At 42.9% G+C, this 18,050-nt stretch carries 17 protein-coding genes and 1 tRNA gene; all 18 read left to right on the top strand.

Features of this window, described 5'->3' with window-relative positions:
* The first annotated feature begins 48 nt into the window (after positions 1–48).
* Entirely contained in the window at positions 49–942 is an 894-nt protein-coding gene (gene miaA, locus RsY01_RS02955; protein WP_174655188.1) for a tRNA (adenosine(37)-N6)-dimethylallyltransferase MiaA, read from the top strand.
* A complete protein-coding gene (gene hflX, locus RsY01_RS02950; RefSeq protein ID WP_094784063.1) occupies positions 929–2,182 on the top strand; it encodes a GTPase HflX in 1,254 nt (417 codons plus the stop codon). The genes miaA and hflX overlap by 14 nt, the downstream gene beginning before the upstream one ends.
* Positions 2,169–2,843, top strand: a complete 675-nt coding sequence (locus tag RsY01_RS02945; RefSeq protein ID WP_094784062.1) for a hypothetical protein — start codon at positions 2,169–2,171, stop codon at positions 2,841–2,843. Before hflX ends, RsY01_RS02945 begins: the two co-directional genes overlap by 14 nt.
* Positions 2,840–3,736 carry an SPFH domain-containing protein gene (locus RsY01_RS02940; RefSeq protein ID WP_094784061.1) on the top strand — a complete coding sequence of 299 codons (897 nt, stop codon included), beginning with the start codon at positions 2,840–2,842 and terminating at the stop codon, positions 3,734–3,736. The genes RsY01_RS02945 and RsY01_RS02940 overlap by 4 nt, the downstream gene beginning before the upstream one ends.
* 110 nt (positions 3,737–3,846) lie before the next feature.
* Entirely contained in the window at positions 3,847–4,260 is a 414-nt protein-coding gene (locus RsY01_RS02935; RefSeq protein ID WP_094784060.1) for a DUF3788 domain-containing protein, read from the top strand.
* A 37-nt stretch (positions 4,261–4,297) separates the two neighbouring features.
* Complete coding sequence (locus RsY01_RS02930) at positions 4,298–4,750, top strand: VOC family protein (RefSeq protein ID WP_094784059.1); 453 nt, start codon at positions 4,298–4,300, stop codon at positions 4,748–4,750.
* A gap of 121 nt (positions 4,751–4,871) precedes the next feature.
* Positions 4,872–4,943: transfer RNA gene (locus RsY01_RS02925), tRNA-Arg, on the top strand.
* Between the two features lie 82 nt (positions 4,944–5,025).
* The gene (gene rnz / locus RsY01_RS02920) at positions 5,026–5,967 is read left to right on the top strand and encodes a ribonuclease Z (RefSeq protein WP_094784058.1); all 942 of its coding nucleotides are present in this window, start codon (positions 5,026–5,028) and stop codon (positions 5,965–5,967) included.
* On the top strand, positions 5,964–6,695 hold the full coding sequence (locus RsY01_RS02915; RefSeq protein WP_094784057.1) for an SDR family NAD(P)-dependent oxidoreductase: 732 nt from the start codon (positions 5,964–5,966) through the stop codon (positions 6,693–6,695). The genes rnz and RsY01_RS02915 overlap by 4 nt, the downstream gene beginning before the upstream one ends.
* Positions 6,692–8,917, top strand: coding sequence for a single-stranded-DNA-specific exonuclease RecJ (gene recJ, locus RsY01_RS02910; RefSeq protein ID WP_094784056.1), 2,226 nt, complete (start codon positions 6,692–6,694; stop codon positions 8,915–8,917). The genes RsY01_RS02915 and recJ overlap by 4 nt, the downstream gene beginning before the upstream one ends.
* 1 nt (position 8,918) lies before the next feature.
* On the top strand, positions 8,919–9,431 hold the full coding sequence (locus tag RsY01_RS02905; RefSeq protein ID WP_094784055.1) for an adenine phosphoribosyltransferase: 513 nt from the start codon (positions 8,919–8,921) through the stop codon (positions 9,429–9,431).
* Between the two features lie 57 nt (positions 9,432–9,488).
* Complete coding sequence (rpoE, locus tag RsY01_RS02900) at positions 9,489–10,070, top strand: DNA-directed RNA polymerase subunit delta (RefSeq protein ID WP_094784054.1); 582 nt, start codon at positions 9,489–9,491, stop codon at positions 10,068–10,070.
* A 148-nt stretch (positions 10,071–10,218) separates the two neighbouring features.
* Positions 10,219–11,799 (top strand): endolytic transglycosylase MltG, encoded by a 1,581-nt coding sequence (gene mltG / locus RsY01_RS02895; RefSeq protein ID WP_094784053.1) that lies wholly within the window; start codon positions 10,219–10,221, stop codon positions 11,797–11,799.
* 110 nt (positions 11,800–11,909) lie between these two features.
* Complete coding sequence (gene greA, locus RsY01_RS02890) at positions 11,910–12,392, top strand: transcription elongation factor GreA (RefSeq protein ID WP_094784234.1); 483 nt, start codon at positions 11,910–11,912, stop codon at positions 12,390–12,392.
* Between the two features lie 558 nt (positions 12,393–12,950).
* Positions 12,951–13,373 (top strand): CtsR family transcriptional regulator, encoded by a 423-nt coding sequence (locus tag RsY01_RS02880; protein ID WP_167373221.1) that lies wholly within the window; start codon positions 12,951–12,953, stop codon positions 13,371–13,373.
* Positions 13,374–13,422: 49 nt separating this feature from the next.
* Complete coding sequence (locus tag RsY01_RS02875; RefSeq protein WP_094784050.1) at positions 13,423–15,870, top strand: ATP-dependent Clp protease ATP-binding subunit; 2,448 nt, start codon at positions 13,423–13,425, stop codon at positions 15,868–15,870.
* 78 nt (positions 15,871–15,948) lie between these two features.
* Positions 15,949–16,500 (top strand): ribosome hibernation-promoting factor, HPF/YfiA family, encoded by a 552-nt coding sequence (gene hpf / locus RsY01_RS02870; protein ID WP_094784049.1) that lies wholly within the window; start codon positions 15,949–15,951, stop codon positions 16,498–16,500.
* A gap of 224 nt (positions 16,501–16,724) precedes the next feature.
* Positions 16,725–18,050, top strand: coding sequence for a phosphopyruvate hydratase (eno, locus tag RsY01_RS02865; protein WP_094784048.1), 1,326 nt, complete (start codon positions 16,725–16,727; stop codon positions 18,048–18,050).

Genomic DNA, 18,050 nt, shown 5'->3' with positions numbered 1-18,050 from the left:
ATATGCTATAATTTAATCATAACAAAAAAAGTGAAAAAAGTGAAAAATTTGACAGAAAATAAAATTATTGTGATTGCGGGGCCAACAGCGGTCGGTAAAACGGCTTTGTCAATCGACATTGCCCGAAAATATGACGGTGAAATTATCAATGGCGATAGTCAGCAAGTCTATCGAGACGTTCATATCGGGACAGCTAAGGCGACAGAAAGTGAACAGGCTGCTGTGCCCCACCATTTGATTGATGTACGTGATTTGACGGAAACATTCAGCGCGCATGATTTTGTCAGCGAAGCTAATACCGCTATCGCTGATATTTTATCGCGAGGTAAATTACCGATTATCGTGGGCGGCACAGGGCTTTATCTGCAAAGTTTGATAGAGGGGTATCATTTAGGTGGTGCTGGTCATCATGAGGAGATGCGAGCCTTGCGTCAGGAATTGGAGACGCTAAGTGATGCGCAATTATTTGACAAGGTTGCCGATCTTGAGCTTGAAATTCCAGAACTCAACCACCGTCGTGCCATTAGAGCCTTGGAAATCGCAAAATTTGGTGAAGATTTGGAAAATCACAAGTCAGATAAGGCGTTTTTGATTATTGGCTTGAATACAGCGCGTCCTGTCTTATATGAGCGGATTAACCAGCGGGTTGATTTGATGATGGCAGTAGGCTTGCTAGATGAGGCTAAGATGCTCTATGACCAATTTAGCACCGCACAGGTGTCACGTGCCATTGGCTATAAGGAGTTCTTCCCTTATTTTGATGGGCAGATGACCTTAGAAGCAGCGGTTGAAGCAGTCAAGCAAAATTCGAGACGTTACAGCAAGCGACAAATCACCTGGTTTAAAAATCGGATGGCTGTTGACTTTCAAGATATTTTGGCGCCAGATTTTCAGGAACAGGTTGACCAAAAAATAGAAGGGTTTTTAGATGATAAAAACTGAAAAAATGCAGGAAAAAGTGGTGTTAGTCGGTGTTGAAACCTTTGACAACAACCAGACTTTTGAGGCGTCGATGACGGAATTGGCCAGTCTCGCTGAGACAGCTGGTGCGCTTGTGACGACCGTTTTCACGCAAAAGAAAGAGCGACTGGACGGCAAATACTTGGTCGGGATTGGGAAACTCCAAGAAATCAAAGACAATCTAGAGGCTGACGAAGCGGATACGGTCATTTTTAACGAAAAATTGACACCGCGACAAAATATCAATCTGGAAGGCTTTCTAGGTGTGAAAGTCATCGACCGGATGCAATTGATTTTAGATATTTTTGCGCTGCGAGCGAGAAGCCATGTCGGCATGTTGCAGGTCGAATTGGCGCAGTTGAAATATTTACTGCCACGTTTGTCGGGGAGTAAGGGACTTGCACTCAGTCGTCAAGCGGGTGGGATTGGCTCGCGTGGTGCAGGTGAAAGTCGATTGGAAACTGACCGCAGGCATATTCGCCATCGGCTTGAAATCATCGAAGCACAGCTGAAAAAGGCTGAGAAGGTTCAGGAAAACAGTCGCCAAAAACGCAATCAGTCAAGCGTCTTTAAGCTGGGCTTAATCGGCTATACCAATGCAGGAAAGTCCTCAGTCTTTAATGCCTTGACGCAAAAAATCCAGTATGAACAAGATGAATTATTTGCGACTTTGGATGCAACGACTAAAGATTTTTCACTACAAGATGAATTCACAGTCACATTGACCGATACGGTCGGGTTTATTCAGGATTTACCGACGGAGCTGGTGCAGGCTTTTAAGTCGACGCTTGAGGAGTCGAAAAATGTTGATTTACTGCTACACGTGATTGATGCGTCGGATCCCAATCATAAAATTCATGAAGATGTTGTGGCAAGTATCATGAAAGATTTGGGCATGTCGGAGCTTCCGATTTTGACAGTTTATAATAAACTGGATTTGGCTGACAATTTTGCCCCCACTATTTTGCCAAGTGTGCAGATTTCGATTAAATCTGAGGCGGGCGTTCAGCAATTGCGGCAAGCGATGATTGCTAAGGTTAGGGAATTGTTTGTGCCTTTTGGGCTAGATTTGCCCTATGCAGCAGCTTATCGCCTGCCCATGCTTAGAAAAATGGCGTTGATTGAGACCGTGGTCGCGGAAGATGAGACGGAAACTTATCACGTGTCAGGAACTATTTCTGAGCGGGAGAAATGGAGGTTAGAAGAAGATGGATTATATTGAGTTAGCCATTCAAGCTGGCGGTTTTATGGCTATGGATCGCATTTTATTGACCAATCGTTTGGCAACTTTAGAAACGGCGGCGGAAAAATTAGCTTATATCTGTCCGCCGCCAAGTGTGGTCAATGCTTATTTTGCTGAGTTGTACCAAAAACAAGGACCAGAAGTGGCGACAGACTATTTTTTAGAACTGTCAACGACCTTTAAGAGTTTTTCAGCTCAGCCGACCTTTGACTTAGAGGGCGCGAGCCATGCCCCGACTTTTCGCTTTATTCGCTTAAATTTATCGGGGCAATCTTTTGGTTTCGCCTATGAAAATACTGCTGGGCAAGCGATTGTTTTTCCTGAATTTGCTGATACCCCCATCACAGATGACCTCTTGTTTGAAATCGCGCAACTCTTTCCGCAGTATGTCGTGACGTTGGATAATGGTCGCATCACCATGGCTGTCCATGACTTCGGTGACTTTGGCGAATCCGTTGCCTTAGATGCGCTCACGACCAAGTCTGAAAATGCCGAATATCTTAAAATAACTGCCCTAAATATCACAGACGGCTTGGCGCAGTACGATAAACTGGTAAATCATAGCATTTGTAATAAAAAAATGGTACAATTCAGTCATAGAACATTTTCACTGTATATCCAGAAAGTAGGCGTAAAATGACAGCAGTATTTCTTATTTTTCTACTCATCATTATCATTGTGATTTTGGCGAGTCTCTCGAGTTTGTTTTATGTCGTCAAACAACAAAGCGTTGTCATTATTGAGCGTTTTGGTAAGTTTACGACGATTGCAAATTCTGGTTTCCACTTTAAATTACCTTTCGGCATTGATCGGATTGCCGCGCGCGTGCAACTCCGTTTGCTCCAAAACGACATGAACGTCGAAACGAAAACGCAAGACAACGTTTTCGTTCAAATGACGGTGGCGACGCAGTATCGGGTGAATGAGCAGAACGTGACAGACGCTTATTACAAGCTGATGAATCCGGGTGAGCAAATTAAGTCTTACATTGAAGATGCTTTGCGCTCAAGTGTGCCCAAATTGACCTTGGATGAACTGTTCGAGAAAAAAGATGAGATTGCCCTCGAAGTCCAACGCCAAGTGGCTGAAGAAATGTCAACTTACGGTTATATCATTGTGAAAACCTTGATTACAAAAGTTGAGCCAGACGCCGAAGTCAAACAATCCATGAATGAAATCAATGCGGCACAGCGGAAACGTGTTGCAGCGCAAGAGCTTGCCAATGCAGACAAGATTAAAATCGTCACAGCAGCTGAGGCCGATGCTGAAAAAGATCGCCTGCACGGGGTCGGGATTGCCGAGCAACGTAAAGCAATTGTTGATGGCTTAGCCCTGTCAATCAAGGAAATGAAAGATACCGGTGTGGATATTTCTGAAGATCAAATCATGTCGATTCTATTGACCAACCAATATCTAGATACGCTGAACCAATTTGCCAATAATGGCAATTCGTCAGTTTTCTTGCCAAGCCAACCAGACGGAATCGAAGATATTCGAACACAAATTTTGACAGCCTTGAAAGCTAAGGGCTGAACCTGAAAGCTTAGACGACAGCCTACTAAAATAGTAGGCTGTTTTTTTATTTGAAATATGGTAAAATGATGAAGAAGAGATGTGAAGAATATAATCAGGAGGAGAGTGCGATGCTTGAAAAGAAAGCAAGTCGGAACGATATGCTCACTTTACTTGGAAAACCTTTATACGATATCTGGATGCAGTTGAACGAGATGATTGATGCCAGATATGAGATGGAGCAAATCTGGCATCAGGGTGGTAAAGCATGGACATACGAATATAAATACCGTCGTGGTGGAAAAACCTTGTGTACCTTGTATGCAAGAGAAAATCACTTTGGCTTTATGGTGATTCTAGGAAAATATGAACGGGAGAAATTTGAGGCAGATAGGGAGAGTTACTCGGAAGTCGTGCAAGCTATTTACGATCAGACCAAGACCTATCATGACGGCAAATGGCTCATGTTTGAGCCGACTGATACAGCAATGTTTGCTGATTTTATCAAATTATTGGCAATCAAAAGAAAACCGAATAGAAAATAAAAATATGTTTCTCAAAATGAAAGAAAGGAAGTTTGCTATGACACATTACATCAGTAAAATTAGGAACCATGTCTATGTGGAAAATGGGCAGGAGGCGGTCAAGTTCTACAAAGAGGCTTTTAATCTTGAGTTATCTGAACCTTGGTTGGATGATGCCGGATTAATTATCCACCAAGACCTTTTGCAAAATGGTGAGCTTTATTTAAGTATCTCTGAGCGAAAATATTTACCGGATCGTCGCTTTATCGATAAATTTACGATTGATGTTTGCCCTGCGATGTTGTTTTATGTTTTCTTTTCGCATGAAGCTGATTTACGTCGCACATTTGAAATGCTAAAAAAAGACGCCAGTCTTTGCAAGGAAGTATCAGTTGAAGAACAGGATTGGGTTTGCGAAGTTATTGACCAATTCGGCGTCTTTTGGCACCTTCGCGTACCGAAACACTTAAATGAATCAGGTATTCCGGAAATAGGATTATCTATTGAATGATTTTAGCATCAAGGGTGTTTGGTCATCTCAAAATAAATCAAAAAACTTTTCCATTTAGGAGAAGTTTTTTTGCCTTTTAGCAGAAAATTTGTTAAACTATAGTAGTTGTCAAACAAAAATTCCGTCCTTAGTGTAATGGATATCACGTAAGATTCCGGTTCTTGAGATGGGGGTTCGATTCCCTCAGGACGGATTTTTTTCTTTTATAAGACCACCTCAAAAAATATTTAGTTGATTTTTTAGGTGTTCATAAGCTTGATGAGCGAAAGGAAACCATGGAAATACAATTTTTGGGCACTGGTGCTGGGCAGCCAGCCAAGCAGCGAAATGTGACGTCAATCGCGCTGAAATTGCTTGCAGAGCGTCATGAAATCTGGCTATTTGATTGTGGTGAAGCGACCCAACATCAAATTTTAGAGACGAACATTCGCCCACGAAAAATTACGAAAATTTTTATCACGCATCTGCACGGCGATCATATTTTTGGTCTGCCTGGTTTTTTGTCTAGTCGGAGCTTTCAGACATCTTCCTCAGACGACCAACCGCAAAATCTCGACATTTATGGGCCAGTTGGCATTAAAAACTATGTCATGACCTCCCTTAGATTGTCAGGCAGTAAGCTCAGCTATCGGATTCATTTCCATGAGTTGGATGCCAGTCATGCGGGTCAAATCTTTTCAGATGAAACCTTTGAAGTCCACATGTCGCCACTAGACCACACGATTTATTGCATGGGCTATCGCGTGGTTGAAAAAGATAAAAAAGGCGAGCTGGACGCGCAAGCACTCAAAGCTGCTGGCGTTCCCTTTGGACCACTTTTTGGCAAGGTCAAAAATGGTCAAGATATTGAAATCGACGGCAACTTGATTAAAGCCGCAGATTTTATAGGCCCAGATAAAAGAGGGCGTGTGGTGACGATTCTAGGGGATACACGCCAGACAGACCAAGCGATTCGCCTAGCAATTGGCAGTGATCTACTCGTTCATGAGGCGACTTACGAAGCCAGTGAAGCCAAAATCGCTAGAAATCATGGCCATTCAACGACACAACAGGCTGCAGAAGTTGCCAAACAAGCGCACGTGAAACGCTTGTTGCTGACCCATATTTCAGCCCGCTATGTTGGTCCCTTAGTGACACAGCTCGTTAAAGAGGCAAAACAGACTTTTGAGAATAGTTATGTTGTCAAAGATTTCTATGAAGAAGTGATTCAGCCATGAAAAATCTGCTGATAACGGGTGCGACAGGAGATATTGCATGCGAAATCGCCAAACAGGTTCAGGGCTATCGACTTATTTTATTATCGCGCGATGTTAGTAGTCTAAAAGACTTGTCAGAGCATCTTTATCAGGTTGATTTGTCAGATGAAGTTGCGCTCACCGAGACCTGTCAACATATCTCTAAGCAATTTGGTGCCATTGATGTCTTAATCAACAATGCAGGCTATGGCTATTTCAAGCCGTTTTTGGCTGATGATAATGCCGCTGTTCGTCAGATGTTTGATGTTAATGTCTTGGCCTTGATGCAAGTTACACGTGCCTTTTTACCGGATATGATGGCAGAGAAATCGGGTCAAATTATTAATATCGCATCTATTGCAAGCTACATGGCAACAGCTAAAACGACCGCTTATGCGGCGACGAAATTTGCTGTCCGTGGCTTTTCAAATGCACTACGGCAAGAAGTCGCGGATGCCAAGATTAAGGTGCTAGTCGTCAATACTGGTCCTGTCTTAACCAAATTTCACGCTGCAAACCCTGATTATTTGGCAAAAGTTGGTAGGCATGCAGTCACAGCAGCTTTTGTTGCGAAAAAAATCGTCAGCCATCTTGAGACCAATAGGCAAGAATTAAATTTACCTTGGCAGCTCAACTTGGCGCGCATCTTTTCAATGAATTTCCCGAGTCTAGCAGATAAAATAACACGGAGGTTTTTCAATCTAAAATGATCACACCTACCTATGATTGGCAACTCAATACGGATGAACCGTCAGATGATTTTGTCAAATTAGTCAAAAAACAAAAATTAGATGACCTTTCAGCTCGGTTGCTCTGGAAACGTCACATTCGAACGGAAGCAGACTTAACCACCTTTTTAAATCCGTCACTTGAAAATTTGCATGATCCTTTCTTGTTTTATAGCATGAGTCGTGCGGTGGAACGCATTCGTCAGGCAGTCGCCAATCAAGAGCTTATCTTGATTTATGGCGATTATGATGCGGATGGCATGACCAGTGCCAGTATCATGAAAACAGCGCTGGATGAAATTGGTGCGGAAAGTCTGGTTTACTTACCTAATCGTTTCACCGACGGCTATGGCCCGAATCTGGACGTGTATAAGTATTTCATCGAAAATGAAGGCGTCGGCCTGATTATTACGGTGGACAATGGTGTTGCCGGTCATGAAGCGGTGGCTTACGCCCAAGAGAGTGGCTGTGATGTCATCATCACCGACCACCATTCGCTCCCTGAAACGCTACCAGATGCCTACGCGATTATTCATCCTGAGCATCCAGACGGTCATTATCCCTTTAAAGAATTGGCTGGCTGTGGTGTTGCCTTTAAAGTCGCCTGTGCGCTCTTAGAATACGTCCCTTCAGAAATGCTCGACTTAGTTGCAATTGGCACGATTGCCGATATGATGTCACTCACTGATGAAAATCGAGTTTTAGTCAAATTTGGTTTAGAAATTCTGAAAAATACAGAACGTGTCGGACTGGAGGCTTTGCTCAAAGTGGCAGGCATTGACCCAAATGACATCACTGAGGAAACAATCGGCTTTCAAATTGCGCCAAGACTAAATGCCCTCGGTCGCATTGATGATCCCAACCCTGCTATCGAATTATTGACAGGTTGGGATGAAGACGAAACCCGCCAAATCGCTGAAATGATTGACCAGAAAAATGTTGCACGTAAAGCGATTGTAGCTGAGATGCTGACCGAGGCTGAAAGTCAGTTAGACGATAGTCCGGTTCAGTTTATTTATCAGACGGGTTGGAATCCCGGTGTGCTTGGGATTGTCGCAGGGCAATTACTGCAAAAAACAGGTAAGCCGATTGTCATGCTGTCAGAAGAAAATGGCATTTTAAAAGGCTCAGCCCGCTCGATTCCAGCCTTTAATATCTTTGAGGCTTTGACCCATCATCGTGATTTATTGCTTGCCTTTGGCGGTCACGCGCAAGCAGCTGGCATGACTTTTGAGCTGGCTAAGTTACCTGAGATTAAAGCGGTGATTGCAGATTTTATCACGAAAAATAAAATCGATATGTCTGAGAAAAAGACGTTGATTTTGGATGACAAAATCGCTTTATCAGATATGACTTTAGAGACGATCAAATCACTGGCTCAGTTAGCGCCATTCGGTCAGGAAAATCCTAAACCTCAGTTTTTGGTGAGCGACTATCAAGTGGTGCAAAGTCGCGCCATGGGGCAACAAAATGCCCATCTCAAATTAAAAATTCAGCAAGATAAAACGCAATTAGAAGCGATTTATTTCGGTCATGGTCAGGAGACACTTGATTTTGAACAGACGACACCAGATCTTGCTGTGACTTTATCAGTCAATACCTGGAATGGCAATACAGCTGTTCAACTGATGATTACAGACGCGCGAGTTGAAGGCAGTCAGCTGATTGACCTGCGCAATCAGCAAAATCAGACACAAATTCCAGAAAATGCCTTTATTTTCACAAATGAATCGGAAAATCATGCTATAATGAGTGAGGTTCTGGTGATTGCGGAAACGCCCAATGATGCGAAAGCCTTGGCAAGGCTAGAAAAAATCCTGGCTGAACATGACTTTACAGCGATTTATTTCCAAAATCAAATTAAGCAAGCCTACTATCTGACAGGTGGCGGCACGCGGGACCAATTTGCCAAGTTTTATAAAACGATTTATCAATATCCAGAATTTGATGTGCGCTATAAACTAAAAAACTTGGCTGAGTTTTTGAAAATTCCTGACATTTTACTGGTTAAAATGGTTCAGATTTTTGAAGAATTGGACTTTGTGACAATTCAAGATGGTCTAATGACCGTCAATCAAGCTGCTGCCAAACGTGAGATTTCAGAGAGCCAAATTTATCAAGCCCTACAAGCCTTAGTCAAGCAACAAGCTTTCTTTGCTTTATCGCCTGTCGCTGACATTTATCGTAAATTGAAAGAGACCTAACATGGATTTAAAAAATTATATTGCAACCATTCCTGATTACCCCGAAAAAGGGATCGAATTTCGTGACATTTCGCCTTTGATGGCTGATGGCAATGCGTATAGCTATGCGATCCGTGAAATTGTGCAATACGCGCAAGACAAACAAATCGATATGATTGTCGGTCCTGAAGCCCGTGGCTTTATCGTTGGCTGTCCTGTCGCTTTCGAGTTGGGCATTGGCTTTGCGCCAGTTAGAAAACCCGGTAAATTACCCCGCCAAGTGATTGAAGCGCAATATGAAAAAGAGTACGGTTTTGATACGCTGACCATGCACGCAGATGCCATCAAACCAGGACAACGTGTCCTCATCGTGGATGATTTGTTGGCAACAGGTGGGACAGTTAAAGCAACGATTGAATTGATTGAACAACTTGGTGGGATTGTCGCAGGTTGTGCCTTCTTGATTGAGCTAGATGATCTGAATGGTCGTGACAAAATTGGCGATTACGCTTATAAAGTGCTCATGCATTACTAAAATCCTGAATCTTGTGGTAAAATGGTAGTAGTAAACTAGTTTGATGGAGATAAACAATTGAAAATTAAAGCATTTGAAAATCAAGATTTGTCAGAACTTTCGATGATTGAAGTCGCACACGCGATGCTGGAAGAAAAAGGCAAAGAAATGGACTTTAATGTCCTTGTCAATGACATCCAAGACTATCTTGGCAAATCAGACAGTGAAATTCGCGAACGTCTGTCACGCTTTTATACGGAATTAAACACAGACGGCAGTTTCATTCCACTTGGCAATAATGTCTGGGCTTTGCGCTCATGGTACGCCATTGACGAGATTGACGAAGAAGTTGTTGCCTTGGATGAGTTGGATGACGAGGGCGATCGTCCTAAGAAAAAACGTAAAAAAGTTAACGCTTTTGCGGCAGATGGTATCGACATTGACTATAGCGATGATGATCCTGAAGATGATGATGACATCACTGACGCGAATGTGACATATGATGATGAAAATCCAGATGACGAAAAAGACGAAGTTGAAGCCTTTGACGTTGAGCTTGAAGAAGTCGATATCGATGATGCTGAGGTTGATGGCATTGAGGAAGAAGACGATGATGAAGAAGACGACGATGAAGATGATGATTTAGTCATTAAAAAATGATGGAGCAATCCATATTTTTTATTAAATTCTTGATTTTCAAGGATTTTCGTGTATAATCTAAAATGATACGATAACTCATGACACGCAACCTGAGATGCCAAAGGTAAATCGGGATAAATATGTCATATGAAAGTAGAAGATTGTTAATTTGGTAGATAAAGATACGAAAAAATTTGAGCGAGAGACGTTTAAGGACAAAATTCTCCGCCAATTAGAAGAGGCTAACCAATCTCTTGATGATGTTGCGTCAGAGACAGGATTTTCTGCGCCTAAAAAAACATCAGTGACGCCCGAAACGCCATCACAAGTTTCTAATCGTGTTTCGGATAAGCTGTCATCAACGGATACCGACGATGTCGAAAAAGTTGCGCGTCCCCTTACATCACGTGTGGCGACTGGTCGGTTGGCAAAAGCGCAACAAACGCCATCAGATTTAGCGTTTCAAGACACACCTGTGTCATCTGAAGCGTTTGATGCAGAAGCAGACCAAACTTCAATAGAGGATACAGCAGAAATTAAAAATATCAAAAGAGTGACGCGTCAATCGAAAGAAAATTATACGCGTTCAACCAAGAAAAAATCTAAAAAATTAGCCGGCAAGATTATCGCAATCGTTGTCCTGGTTTTATTTATTGTTGGCGGCGCGACGGGCTTCTTAGGCTATCAATATGTGATGAGCGAGATTCAGCCGTATAGTACGACAGATAAATCAACCAAGGCCGTTGAAATTCCTGCAGGTGTTGCGAGCAAGGAAATCGGTCAAATTCTTGAAAAAAAACATATTATCAAAAATGCGACGGCTTTCCAATATTATACGAAATTGAAAAGTTTGACTGGCTTTAAATCGGGTTATTATAATCTGTCGCCAAGTATGTCATTAACAACGATTGCGAAAACTTTACAAGAAGGTGGGACAGAGAAACCTGTTGAACCTATTTTAGGAAAAATAACGATTCCAGAAGGTTTTACCATTGACCAGATGGCTGAGAAGATTTCAGACAATGTGCTGACGAAATCAGACAAGGATAAAACGCCGTTTACCAAGGAAGAATTCTTAAAAGTGGTGACGGATCCAGCCTTTATCGAAAAAATGAAGACGACTTATCCGGAGCTTTTCGAGTCATTACCAGCAACTGATTCAGGCGTGAAATATCAGCTAGAGGGCTATTTGTTCCCTGCGACGTATGAGTACACGAAAAAATCAACGATGACCACCGTCGTTGAGCAGATGATTGCAACCATGAATCAAAATCTGAAACCTTACTATGCGACGATTAAAGAGGGTCCTAATCCGAAAACGGTCAATGAAATTCTGTCTATCGCAGCCTTGACTGAAAAAGAAGCCAACAATGATGCGGATCGACGCAATGTGGCGCAAGTTTTCTATAATCGGATGAACGTTGGGATGACCTTAGGCTCAAATATTTCAATCCTGTATGCCGAAGGTAAATTGGGGCAAAAAACGACTTTGGCAGAAGATGCAGCAGTGAATACGTCGTTAGACTCGCCGTTTAACTTGTATCTGAACTTGGGCTATGGTCCTGGTCCAGTGACCAACCCAAGCCTGTCTGCCATCAAAGCAGCAGTCGAGCCAACAGATAACGATGACTTGTATTTCGTAGCAGATGTGACAACTGGCAAAGTTTACTTCTCAGAAACGCAAGCTGAGCATGATGCCAATGTCCAAAAATATGTTAATGACAAATTGGCTAACAAAGAAGCACAATAAATTATATTTAAAAGAGGGAAAGGAGATGAGTTTCATTGGGTGTAGCTATGTCTAACGACGATTAAAATCCAAGTTAGATGCGTCTACAATCAGTGACTCAACATCTTATTATGGCAGATACCAAAACCTATCAAATGACCCGCGAGGGCTTTGAAGAATTAGAAGCAGAATTAGACAATCTCAAACTCGTGAAACGCGCAGAAGTTGTTGAACGGATTAAAGTTGCGCGTTCTTATGGCGATTTATCAGAAAACTCTGAGTACGAAGCAGCCAAAGATGAACAAGCCTTCGTTGAAGGTCGTATCGCGACAGTAGAGACGATGCTTCGTAACGCTGAAATCGTCGACAATGCGGGTGTGAAACGCAATGAAGTCGCACTTGGAAAAACCGTCACTTTTGTTGAAATTGGCGAAGACGAGCAAGAAACTTATAAAATTGTTGGGTCTGCCGAAGCTGATCCCTTCAACGGTAAGATTTCAAATGAATCACCGATTGCGGTAGCGCTTATCGGTCGTAAAACCGGTGATAAAGTTACCATTCCATTGCCAGTCGGTGAAATGGAAGTGGAAATTATCAAAGTCTCTTCTAAATAATCGTCAGGAGATAGCAACACAATCAAGCCATCTGGATGAGCGGATGGCTTTTTGTGTCGCTTAAAGCATTCGGGATGTGAGCGTCTTGCCTGCGACAAGTCAAGCAGGTAAGCACAGTCTTTTAATCGGGCTTGAAAGTAGCAAAACAGCTTGAAAAATGATACAATGGTCAAACAAGGTCAGAAAATATCAGACAAGTGTAACCGAGTATAAATTACTTGGTAGCAGTGATTATAGGTGCGAATGAAAGCCTTTGAGCGGACAAAGTTCGCGAACGACCCCGCTTGGACGGAGTGTCAGCGCAGGTCAAGTTTCAAGATTCCACAAAGTGAAATCGCAGAAAGCCTTTGAGCGGACAAAGTTCGCGAATGACCCCGCTTGGACGGAGCGTCAGCGCAGGTCAAGTTTCAAGATTTTACGAAGTGAAATCGCAGAAAGCCTTTGAGCGGACAAAGTTCGCGAGTGACCCCGCTTGGACGGAGCGTGAGCGTAGGTCAAGTTTCAAGATTCCACAAAGTGAAATCGCAGAAAGGGGAAATTGTGAAAAACACATCAGATATGATTGAGAAGTATCTCAAGGAGTTACTGGCTCAGGCAGCGGAAATTGAAATTCGACGCTCAGAAATCGCGGAGCATTTTGGCGTTGTACCGAGCCAGATTAACTATGTCATTAAAACGCGCTTCACGCTGCCAAAAGGCTTTGAAGTTGAAAGTAAGCGTGGCGGTGGCGGCTATATTCGGATTGTCAGGATTCAGTATTCAGATGCGCATGATTTCTTAATGGACATTTTGAACAAAATGCCTGAAAAAATGACTGTTAGCATGGTACAGGATCTCATGCAGTTGATGTTTAACGAAAAAATTGTGACCGAGCGTGAGGGCAATCTCCTGCTTGCGACACTGAGCCAACCGGTCTTGACAGACTTACAACGCGCCATTTTATTAACCGCAATCATCCATCGACTAGATAAGCTGGACTAAGTGATTGCGCCAAGCTAACCGACCACAGAACTAAGGAAACTAAGGATAAATGACACAACATTACACACACATACTTGAAGATATTCTCAAAACAGCTCGCATTTTTGCGGCGGGCAATGGTTATGATTATGCAGAAACGTCACACATCTTGGCGGGAATTTTGTCAAGCAGCGATAGCTTTGGCCAAAACATTTTAACGGATCATGAGGTGACGATTGAGATGGCGCTGGATGAAATCGAACAGCACCAGTTGCCTGAAAAGACACAAGCTGTTCAAAAAATCCAATTCTCGCCTAAGGTCGAACTGCTCTTGCTTGAAGCGGCTGCGCTTGCGGCACAAAATCATCTGGCAGAAACAGGGTCTGAACACCTGCTCTATGTGATGTTGACAGATGACGACAATGTCGCCAAGAAACTCTTAGAACTCAATAAAATCAAGATTGCTGAAATCATCAAAGATTTGATTGAGCTTGGTAATATGAACGTTAAAAAAATAGCGAAAAAAGCCGTTACGCCGATGGGCAAACGGGATGTGGCGTCGGGTGTTGCGGCGACAAGCATCACGCCGACCCTTGATTCAGTAGCGCGTGATGTGACAGAAGACGCCAGACAAGGTCGGATTGATCCGATGATTGGCAGAGACAAGGAAATTGAGCGCGTGATTCATATTTTGAGCCGTCGCACGAAAAATAATCCCGTTCTCGTTGGCGAACCCGGTGTTGGTAAATCAGCCATTATCGAAGGCTTGGCGCAACGCATGATAAACGGCGATATTCCTGCCAATATGCAAGGGGTGCGTCTGATGTCGCTGAATATTGCCAATGTCGTTGCCGGCACTAAATTCCGTGGGGAGTTTGAGGATCGGATGACTGCCATTGTCGATGAGGTCAGTCAAGATGCGAAAACGATTGTTTTTGTTGATGAACTGCATACCATCGTTGGTGCTGGTGGCGGGACGGATTCGGTTACGGATGCCTCAAATATTATGAAACCTGCACTGGCTCGTGGCGAATTTCAGTTGATTGGTGCGACGACCTTTAACGAGTACCAAAAATACATCGAAAAAGATGCGGCTTTGGAACGTCGCTTTGCTAAAGTAACTGTTGATGAACCGTCAGCAGAGGAATCAATTGCCATTCTCCAAGGGCTACAAAGCAAATTTGAAGCCTTCCACCAAGTGACTTTTGACCCAGATGCTGTCAAGGCAGCTGTTCAGCTTAGTGTGCGTTATATGCCAAGCCGCAGACTGCCTGATAAAGCGATTGACTTGCTTGATGAAGCCGCAGCAGCCGTTAAAATTTCGGCTAAAAATAATCTGTCGGAGCAAAGTAAGCTTGATAAACAGGCTTTACAGCTCGATGAACAGCTCCAAGAGGCAATTATCAATCAAGACTTTGCACTGGCTAAAAGTTTAAATCAGGACTTGCAAAAAAATGATACCAAGCGTGAAAAATTGACGGTTAAAACACAGTCAGCGCGCGTGCGTGAGGCAGATGTTTTTGGGGTCGTCTCTAACTTGACTGGCGTGCCGGTCACGCAGATGACTAAAAATGAGATGACCCGCTTGATTCATCTCGAAAAAGAACTCCATAAACGTGTCATTGGTCAAAGCGAAGCCGTGACTGCTGTTGCTAGTGCCATTCGTCGTAGCCGTTCAGGCATCTCCGATGACAGACGTCCGATGGGCTCTTTCATGTTCCTAGGACCAACGGGTGTCGGAAAAACAGAGCTTGCCAAAGCTTTAGCAGAGACTGTTTTTGGCGATGAAAACAGCATGATTCGCATCGACATGAGCGAATACATGGAAAAATTTAACACCAGTCGTTTAGTTGGGGCGCCTCCGGGCTATGTCGGCTACGACGAGGGCGGTCAGCTGACTGAGCAGGTTCGGAATAAGCCTTATGCCGTCGTCTTATTTGACGAAGCTGAAAAAGCCCACCCAGATGTCTTTAACCTCTTGCTGCAAATCCTCGATGATGGTTTCATCACAGATGGTAAGGGGCGTAAGGTCGACTTCCGGAACACGATTATCATCATGACCAGCAATCTGGGGGCGACCTCCCTACGTGATGATAAGACCGTCGGATTCGGTGCGGCAAATGCCTCGACCGACTACGTCGCCATGAAGTCGAGAATTTTGGAAGAGCTGAAAAAACGCTATCGGCCAGAGTTTCTCAACCGTATTGACGAAAGTATCGTCTTCCACCCACTGTCTGAGCAGGAATTATCAGATATCGTGAAAATCATGGCTAAGCCTTTGATCAAACGGATGGCAGCGCGGCATATTACTTTGAAACTATCAGCCAGTGCTTATCAATTCATCGCTAAAAATGGTTTTGAGCCAGAATATGGGGCTAGACCAATTAGAAAAGCCTTAGAGAAAAAACTAGAAAATCCGCTGTCAGATAAAATATTATCAGGCGAGATTAAAGCCGGAAACAGTGTGGCTGTAGGCGTTTCAAAAGGCGAGCTGACGATTAAGGTTGCTAATTTATAAAAAATATATTGTAAAATATTTGTGAAAAAACCGTTTTCACGGTATAATAAAAGTATAAAAGATAAAGAGGTGATTATTATGATTAAATTTAACATTCGCGGTGAAAACATCGAAGTTACAGACAGCATCCGCAGCTACGTTGAAGAAAAGATCAGCAAACTTGAAAAGTATTTTACTGAAAATCAAGAGCTGACTGCCCACGTTAATCTTAAAGTTTATGCTGAAAAAACGTCAAAAGTTGAAGTGACAATTCCAGCTAAAAACATCACACTTCGTGCGGAAGATACCTCTCAAGAGTTGTATGGCTCAGTTGATTTGGTTCAAGAAAAACTGGAACGCCAAATTCGCAAATACAAAACAAAAGTCCAAAAGAAACGTAACCATGTCGCAACTGGTAAAGTCTTTGATACCTTTGTCGAATTAGCACCAGAAGAAGAAATCGAAGAAGCTAACATCGATATCGTTCGGACTAAAAACATTGATTTGAAACCAATGGATGCTGAAGAAGCTGTGCTTCAAATGGATTTGATTGACCATGATTTCTTCATCTTTACAGATGGTGAAACAGGTGCGACTAGCATTGTTTACCGCCGAGAAGATGGGAATATCGGTCTGATTGAAACTAACTAAGTTTTATGCTTGAACAAAAAAGTTGACACAATGTGTCGGCTTTTTTGTTACCAAATTGAGCGAACGATACAAAGTTTGACTGTGTAAACCATGGAAATGAAAATTTTCTGTAAAAAAAGGTTTGGTGCGGTATTTTTCCTTGAAATATCCGTAAAATAGTGGTAATATAAGGTGGTAAGAAAAAAATGCTCCACTAGGTGTGTTTAAAATTAAAGGAGACAAAAATGTCAATTATTACTGATGTTTACGCTCGCGAAGTCCTTGACTCACGCGGTAACCCAACAATCGAAGTAGAAGTTTACACTGAATCTGGTGCATTCGGCCGTGGCATGGTACCTTCAGGTGCTTCTACTGGTGAACACGAAGCTGTTGAGCTCCGTGATGGTGACAAATCTCGTTACCTTGGTAAAGGCGTACAAAAAGCTGTTGACAACGTAAACAACGTTATCGCTGAAGCTATCATTGGTTACGATGTTCGTGACCAACAAGCTATCGACCGTGCGATGATTGCTTTGGACGGCACACCTACTAAAGGTAAATTAGGCGCTAACGCAATCCTTGGTGTGTCTATCGCTGCTGCTCGTGCTGCTGCTGACTTCCTTGAAGTGCCACTTTACCACTACCTTGGTGGTTTCAATACGAAAGTATTGCCAACGCCTATGATGAACATCATCAATGGTGGCTCACATGCTGACAACTCGATTGACTTCCAAGAATTCATGATCATGCCTGTTGGCGCGCCTACTTTCAAAGAAGCGCTCCGTTACGGTGCAGAAGTATTCCACGCTTTGGCTTCAATCCTTAAAGCTAAAGGTTACTCTACTGCCGTTGGTGATGAAGGTGGTTTCGCGCCTAACTTGAAATCAAACGATGAAGGTTTCGAAGTGATCATCGAAGCGATCGAAAAAGCTGGTTATGTACCAGGTAAAGACATCGTGCTTGCGATGGATGCGGCATCTTCTGAGTTCTACAACAAAGAAAAAGGCGTTTACGAATTCGGTAAATTGGCTAACAAACCAGAAGAAGAGTGGGAACTTAAAACTGAGAAAGATATGATTGCTTACTACGAAGAACTCGTAGCTAAATTCCCAATCATCTCTATCGAAGATGGTCTTGACGAAAACGACTGGGATGGTTGGAAAGAATTCACGAAAGCACTTGGTGATAAAATTCAACTCGTTGGTGACGACTTCTTCGTTACTAACACTGACTACCTTAAACGTGGTATCGCAGAAGGCGCTTCAAACTCAATCCTGATCAAAGTTAACCAAATCGGTACTTTGACTGAAACTTTTGAAGCCATTGAAATGGCTAAAGAAGCTGGTTTCACTGCTGTTGTTTCTCACCGTTCAGGTGAAACTGAAGATTCTACAATCTCAGACATCGCTGTTGCAACTAACGCTGGTCAAATCAAAACGGGTTCATTGTCACGTACTGACCGTATTGCAAAATACAACCAATTGCTTCGTATCGAAGATCAATTGGGTGAAGTTGCGGTTTACAAAGGCCTTGACTCATTCTACAACATCAAAGACAAATCTCGTTTCTAA

The organism is Pseudolactococcus reticulitermitis (genome assembly GCF_002260845.1).
Classification (GTDB): domain Bacteria; phylum Bacillota; class Bacilli; order Lactobacillales; family Streptococcaceae; genus Pseudolactococcus; species Pseudolactococcus reticulitermitis.
The sequence above is the reverse complement of the archived record's forward strand: the minus strand, read 5'-3'. Positions and strand labels throughout refer to the sequence as shown.